This window comes from Enterococcus sp. 3C7_DIV0644 (assembly GCF_002141235.1).
Taxonomy (GTDB): domain Bacteria; phylum Bacillota; class Bacilli; order Lactobacillales; family Enterococcaceae; genus Enterococcus_D; species Enterococcus_D entomosocium.
Genome location: NZ_NGLK01000001.1, coordinates 1,573,967 through 1,580,202 on the forward strand (window position 1 = coordinate 1,573,967; position 6,236 = coordinate 1,580,202).

Annotated in this window: 6 protein-coding genes, 2 tRNA genes and 1 riboswitch; of the genes, 3 read left to right on the forward strand and 5 right to left on the reverse strand. The window is 46.7% G+C overall.

Translation table 11 applies throughout. The features are described 5' to 3' along the window. Positions 1-164 precede the first annotated feature (164 nt). Genes A5877_RS07345 through A5877_RS07355 form a run of 3 tightly spaced genes read left to right on the forward strand, consistent with a single transcriptional unit; the run spans position 165 to position 2,366 of the window. On the forward strand, positions 165-815 hold the full coding sequence (locus A5877_RS07345) for a phosphatase PAP2 family protein (protein WP_008382009.1): 651 nt from the start codon (positions 165-167) through the stop codon (positions 813-815). A gap of 14 nt (positions 816-829) precedes the next feature. Beyond that, positions 830-1,813 carry a TIGR01212 family radical SAM protein gene (locus tag A5877_RS07350; RefSeq protein WP_086316635.1) on the forward strand — a complete coding sequence of 328 codons (984 nt, stop codon included), beginning with the start codon at positions 830-832 and terminating at the stop codon, positions 1,811-1,813. Beyond that, entirely contained in the window at positions 1,788-2,366 is a 579-nt protein-coding gene (locus A5877_RS07355) for a class I SAM-dependent methyltransferase (protein ID WP_176273436.1), read from the forward strand. The genes A5877_RS07350 and A5877_RS07355 overlap by 26 nt, the downstream gene beginning before the upstream one ends. 24 nt (positions 2,367-2,390) lie before the next feature. Here A5877_RS07355 and A5877_RS07360 read toward each other — a convergent pair whose 3' ends face one another. From A5877_RS07360 to A5877_RS07380, 5 genes are all read right to left on the reverse strand, one after another. After that, a complete protein-coding gene (locus A5877_RS07360) occupies positions 2,391-3,170 on the reverse strand; it encodes an alpha/beta hydrolase family protein (RefSeq protein ID WP_086316636.1) in 780 nt (259 codons plus the stop codon). A 22-nt stretch (positions 3,171-3,192) separates the two neighbouring features. Further along, the gene (locus A5877_RS07365; RefSeq protein ID WP_086298745.1) at positions 3,193-4,650 is read right to left on the reverse strand and encodes an MDR family MFS transporter; all 1,458 of its coding nucleotides are present in this window, start codon (positions 4,648-4,650) and stop codon (positions 3,193-3,195) included. 66 nt (positions 4,651-4,716) lie between these two features. Then, entirely contained in the window at positions 4,717-5,901 is a 1,185-nt protein-coding gene (gene metK / locus A5877_RS07370) for a methionine adenosyltransferase (RefSeq protein ID WP_005233362.1), read from the reverse strand. Further along, positions 5,899-5,980: riboswitch (SMK box riboswitch) on the reverse strand. It overlaps the preceding gene by 3 nt. 91 nt (positions 5,981-6,071) lie before the next feature. Then, a tRNA-Glu gene (locus A5877_RS07375) sits at positions 6,072-6,143 on the reverse strand. A 15-nt stretch (positions 6,144-6,158) separates the two neighbouring features. Further along, positions 6,159-6,232, reverse strand: a tRNA-Ile gene (locus tag A5877_RS07380). Positions 6,233-6,236: the final 4 nt, after the last annotated feature.

Sequence of the window (6,236 nt, forward strand, 5' to 3'; positions counted from 1 at the left end):
TTGAAATGAAGAGTTTGTATTTAACCCAACGAAAAATATTCCTTGACAGTGGGATGCTCCCTGAATGGTTCCCTGCTTTTTCCGTCTTGCGATAAATGCTATAATACCTTCTAGATGTCTCTTTGCTTGAAGGGACAGAAATTCTCTAGAAACGAGGCTTTTCCATGCATAAAAAACTTTATTTTCAATTTGCCGGCAGCTGCTTTTTACTGCTGTTCGTTTTTCTCGGCTATCTCGTGAAATTTTATCCTACTTGGTTGGTCTCCTTTGACGAAACCTTGACTCGCATCATCCGCACCGGCTATCCGTTTTGGACACCGTTTTTTCTATGGGTCACAAAATTTGCGAATCCTACCACGATCATCTTGCTCTTTCTTGCTGTTTTAGCCGTTTTAGTGATCAATAAATATTATGCAGAAGCACTATGGCTCAGTATCGGCACCATCGGGATTGCCGGGCTCTTTAATCCATTGATCAAACTGGTTTTTTTACGGGAGCGACCAACCCTTGAACACTTAGTCACGGAATCAAGTTTTAGTTTCCCTAGCGGACACTCGACAGGCAGTATGGTTTTTTATGGGACATTGCTCTTCTTGGTCCCGGTTTTCTTCAAGCAGCCTTTTTGGCAATGGGGACTCCGTATTCTGTTAGGCCTATTGATCAGTTGTATCGGCATCAGCCGCATCTATGTTGGCGTGCATTTTCCCAGTGATGTGTTAGGCGGTTTTTGTGTTGGCCTGTCTTGGCTACTGTTGACCTACCCTTACTACTTGCAGAAACGTTTTGTCTGGCGCTTCACCCGTAAACAATTATAAAAGAAGGTAAAAAAATGAATCCATTTCCTTATGCAGAAGATAAAAACAAACGATACCATTCATGGAACTTTGCTTTGCGGCAAGAATTTGGCGAAAAAATCTTTAAAGTTCCCATCGATGCGGGCTTCGACTGCCCCAATCGTGACGGCACCGTTGCCAAAGGCGGCTGTACATTTTGCAGTGTGTCCGGCTCTGGCGATATGATCGTAGCACCTGAAGCCCCGCTACCAGAGCAGTTTGAAAAAGAGATCGCCATGATGCACAAAAAGTGGCCGCAAGTGGACAAATACATTGTCTATTTTCAAAATTTTACGAACACCCACGCACCGGTGGCAGTGATCCGCGAGCGCTTCGAGCAAGTACTGACACTACCTGGTGTTGTCGGGATCTCCATTGGGACCCGACCAGACTGCTTACCAGCAGATGTCGTTGACTATCTGGCAGAGCTCAATCAACGCTTTTATTTATGGGTCGAATTAGGACTGCAAACGACGTTTGAAACCACGAGCAATGCCATCAACCGCGCCCATGATTATCAAACCTACTTAGACGGCGTCGCCAGCCTGCGCAAACACAATATTCGTGTCTGTACCCATTTGATCAATGGCCTGCCAGGCGAGACGATCGAGATGATGCAAGAAAACGTCCGCCGCACCATTCAAGATTCTGATATCCAAGGCATCAAACTGCACCTGCTGCATTTGATGCGCAATACTCGGATGCTGCGGGATTATCATGAGGGACGTTTGCAATTGATGCGGCGCGATACCTATGTGTCATTGATCTGCGATCAGTTAGAAATAATCCCCCCAGAGATCATCATTCATCGCTTGACAGGCGATGCACCATGGGATTCTCTGGTAGGTCCAATGTGGAGTTTGAAAAAATGGGAAGTCTTGAATGAGATTGATCAAGAAATGCTACGCCGCAACTCCTATCAAGGGAAATTCAACGTGCGAAAGGAGCTTGTCAATGCTGCCGACCGCCATGCGCTATAGCCACACCCTTTTAAAAGAAGTTGTGCAACCGGGACATACCGCTGTTGATGCCACGATGGGCAACGGCTTTGACACGGAATTACTGGCTTCCTTAGTTGGGCCGACTGGTCAGGTGTTTGCTTTTGATATTCAAGAACAAGCCCTCCAAGCCACCAAAAAACGTTTGACTGAAAAAGAGCTGTTGGCGCAAGTCCAGCTGATCCATCAAGGCCATGAGACGTTGGCAGATGTTGTGAGCGGTCCGGTTCACGCCGCCATTTTCAATTTAGGCTACTTGCCGAAAGGGGACAAAGCGATCATCACGCTGCCTGATACAACGAAAACGGCTTTAGAAGCTTTACTGACACGTTTAGCCCCGAAAGGTAGAATCATCCTCGTCTGCTATTATGGACACGCTGGCGGCGAAGCAGAGCTGAAAGAAGTCCACTCCTTTTGTCAGCAGCTGCCGCAAGAGGAATACAATGTCCTTTCCTATCAATTTATCAATCAGCGCAACCAGCCGCCGATCTTATTTTGTATCGAACGAAAAAACCATCAGTCCTCGGCACGTTAAGGTGTCGATCGACTGATGGTTTTTTTATTCACTAAAAAGCCATTGCAGGACTCGTTGGATCCATTGATCCCAGAAATTCCAATCATGATCCCCAGTTCCCGATTCAAACGTTACGGCTATTTTGCGTTTTTGCAGCTTGTCCACCGCATACTCACTTGCCGGGTACAGTTGATCCTCGGTTCCGCAGCTAATAAAAAAGCGCGGCGCGGTGCTTGGATCGATGGTCTCAATCAGATGGATCAAATCATTTTCTGACCCTTTGAATTGCTCTAAAGGGCCAAAGATTCCTTCCCAATAAGCTTGGCTTCGCAGCTGCAGCAAGGAATCCATGCTTTCAGCCAGCGCTAATGCGCCAGACAAAGACGCTACCGCCGCAAACTGGTCAGGCTTGCGCAGCCCAAGTTTTACTGCACCATAGCCCCCCATCGAGAGACCTGCTGCAAAAGTTTTTTCTCGTTTTTGCGTCAGTTGAGGAAACAGTTCATGACAAATTTGTGGTAATTCTTCGGCGATAAATGTCCAATACTTCATTTCGTAGGTCGTATCGGTATACCAGCCCAGATCTGTAGACGGCATGATGACCGCTAGTTGATACTCTGCGGCATATCGCTCGATTGACGTCCGTCGCTGCCAGACACTATGATTTCCGTTCATCCCATGCAATAAATAAAGCACCGGGAGATCTGTGCCCGTCGATTGGCTTTGGGTGCCGATTTTTTTCTTGGTACTTTGAGGCAAGATCACATCGATCATTACCTCCATTTCAAGAACATTTGAATAGATATTTGCTTGTAAAAAAGCCATACAATCACCTGCGATCCTTTTTTTATATTGTACCAGATTCTCGCGAAATCGTGCGGGTCAAACCAATCGCTAAAACAATCAACAAAACACCGATCCCAAAAACCCAGTGTAGACCGCTATAAAGAATCTCCCGTAATTGCCCTAATAAGGCTGTTGGCAGCTGACGCGCGGCGGCTGGATCTACCAGCTGATTCATGACACTGCTATCAGTGACTTGCGCCTGTGCCAAGCCCACGCTATTGCTGGTGTTTAAAACGATACCGAAGACCGCCACCATAATGGTTTGCCCGATCGTTCGCAGCAGGGTATTAAAAGAAGTCGCCACGCCGACTTGGGTGGGTGCAACGCTGGTTTGGGCAGTAACGGTACAAACCACCATCGTTGCCCCTAATCCGACGCCCGTAATAGAAGAAATCACCAAGAACAACCAGAATGAAGTCTGTGCCGGTGTCAAAAACAACCACAAAGCACCGGTAGCCGTGATCAACAAGCTAACCGTCAAGACCCAGCTGACACTGTGCTGTGTCAACCAACGGCTGGCTAAGAAGGAACCAATCATCCATAAAATCGACAACGGTGCCAACACAAGCCCGCCAATCCCCGCACTCATGCCTAAGACCCCTTGCATCCACATTGGGATATAAACATCGATCCCCATCAGGAAGCCGCTAGCCAAAGCTGCTACGATGTTGACCACCACAAACAATTTTGAGTGGAACAGCTTCAGATCAATAATCGGATCTGCTGCTTTTTTCTCCACACGAATGAAGCCGATAAACGTGAGGACAGAAAAAACGAACAGACCGATAACAGGCAGACTTACCCCATAATCTCCAAGCAATTGGAAGCCTAGCAGGAGCCCTACTAACGTCAACATCAACAAGAGACTGCCTGCATAATCAATGTTGACTGCAGCAAAGGCCTTTTTTTCTTCATGAAAATAAAACCAAATTAAGGCGATCAACCCTAATCCGATGGGCACGTTGATAAAGAAGATCCAATGCCACCCGATCGTATCTACGATCAATCCACCGGCTAAGGGACCAACGACACTGGCGATCCCCCAAGCAGTACTATTGAGCCCTAAGACTTTCGCCCGCTTTTCAACGGGATACAGGTCCGCAATGATCGTTAGGGCAACGGGCATCATGGCCCCTGCGCCTAATCCTTGCAATGCTCTGGCAATGATCAACGTCAACATTGTGTTGGCCATCCCACAAAAAGCCGACCCGATAATAAACAGCAGCGTACCAAATAGAAAGACTGGTTTGCGGCCGATGTTATCGGCAAACTTGCCGTAGATCGGGGTCAACATCGCACTGGTCAAAAGATAGATCGAGAAGACCCAGTTCATGATCTCGATTCCTTTCAATGAACTAACGATGGTAGGCATCGCTGTCGTAATGATCGTTCCTTCGATCGCGGTCATAAACGTTGCGACAAAGACCGCAATAGTGACTAATTTTACATTGGTTCGCATGTAACTCCTCCTTTTACTCCAAAAAAAAGAACCCCTATTGATAGTCATCAATAGAGGTCGCCTCTTTTAATCCTTCACACTTGCCAAAAGTGCCGCCACCTTGTCGGTGCGTTCCCATGGCAAATCGATATCTGTACGACCGAAATGTCCGTAAGCGGCAGTCTGACGATAAATCGGACGGCGCAAATCTAACATTTCAATAATTCCTGCTGGTCGCAAATCAAAGTTTTCTCGTACCGCTTGGATCAAGCGCTCGTTGCTGACGGTTCCGGTACCAAAAGTGTTGATGCTGATCGAAACGGGCTGTGCCACACCGATCGCATAGGCTAATTGGACTTCCACTTTTTTGGCTAGCTTTGCTGCTACGATGTTTTTGGCAATGTAGCGAGCCGCATAGCTGGCTGAACGGTCAACTTTGGTTGCGTCTTTTCCAGAAAACGCACCGCCACCATGACGAGCATAGCCGCCATAAGTATCAACGATGATTTTTCTGCCTGTCAAACCGGCATCCCCTTGAGGACCGCCGATCACAAAACGACCAGTAGGATTAATATAATATTTTGTCTGCTCGTCTAAAAGATCGGCAGGAATCACTTCTTTGATCACTTTTTCAATGACATCACGGTGGATCGTTTCATTATCAGCCGCATCATCATGCTGGGTACTAATAACGACGGTGTCCACTCTTTGTGGTTGATCGTTATCATCATATTCAACAGTTACTTGCGATTTTGCATCTGGACGCAAGTAGCTTAGTTCATTGTTTTTACGCAACTCTGCTAATCGACGGACTAACCGATGACTCAATGCGATTGGTAAAGGCATCAATTCAGGTGTTTCATCAACGGCAAAACCAAACATCAAGCCTTGGTCACCGGCACCGATATCTTCTTTATCCGTTTCTCCGCGACTTTCTAAAGCATCGTCAACGCCTTGAGCGATATCTGGTGATTGCTCATCGATCGCTACTAAAACAGCAACCGTATCGCCGTCAAAGCCGAATTTTGCTCGTGTATAGCCGATTTCTTTGATGGTTTCACGGACGACTTTTTGGATATCTACGTAAGCAGAAGTAGAAATTTCTCCAAAAACTAAAACCAATCCGGTGGTAACTGACGTTTCACAAGCAACCCGAGCCATTGGATCTTCGGCAAGCAACGCATCTAAGATGGCATCACTGATTTGGTCGGCTACTTTGTCTGGGTGTCCTTCTGAAACGGACTCTGATGTAAATAAGTGTTTCTCTGTCATTTTTGTATTCCCCCTAATATATGTTTCGGTTACAAGGCATCTTCGCAGCTGCGAATCCTTTCGGGAACTTGCAACGGACTGATTATAACAAATTTTGACCCTTCGTAGTTGAAAAATGATAAAAAAGATTATTTTTGGGTAATAAAAAAACACTCTCAAGAGTGTTTGCATGATCCGTACGGGATTCGAACCCGTGTTACCGCCGTGAAAGGGCGGTGTCTTAACCGCTTGACCAACGGACCAGTTTGAAAATGTAATGGGCCTAAATGGACTCGAACCATCGACCTCACGCTTATCAGGCGTGCGCTCTAACCAGCTGAGCTATAGGCCCCAAA

Excerpts from the sequence above, each read along its gene's own strand:
- A5877_RS07345 (WP_008382009.1), top strand. The coding sequence starts at position 165 with ATGCATAAAAAACTTTATTTTCAATTTGCCGGCAGCTGCTTTTTACTG.
- A5877_RS07350 (WP_086316635.1), top strand. The coding sequence starts at position 830 with ATGAATCCATTTCCTTATGCAGAAGATAAAAACAAACGATACCATTCA.
- A5877_RS07355 (WP_176273436.1), top strand. The coding sequence starts at position 1,788 with ATGCTGCCGACCGCCATGCGCTATAGCCACACCCTTTTAAAAGAAGTT.
- A5877_RS07360 (WP_086316636.1), bottom strand. The coding sequence starts at position 3,170 with ATGGCTTTTTTACAAGCAAATATCTATTCAAATGTTCTTGAAATGGAG.
- A5877_RS07365 (WP_086298745.1), bottom strand. The coding sequence starts at position 4,650 with ATGCGAACCAATGTAAAATTAGTCACTATTGCGGTCTTTGTCGCAACG.
- metK (WP_005233362.1), bottom strand. The coding sequence starts at position 5,901 with ATGACAGAGAAACACTTATTTACATCAGAGTCCGTTTCAGAAGGACAC.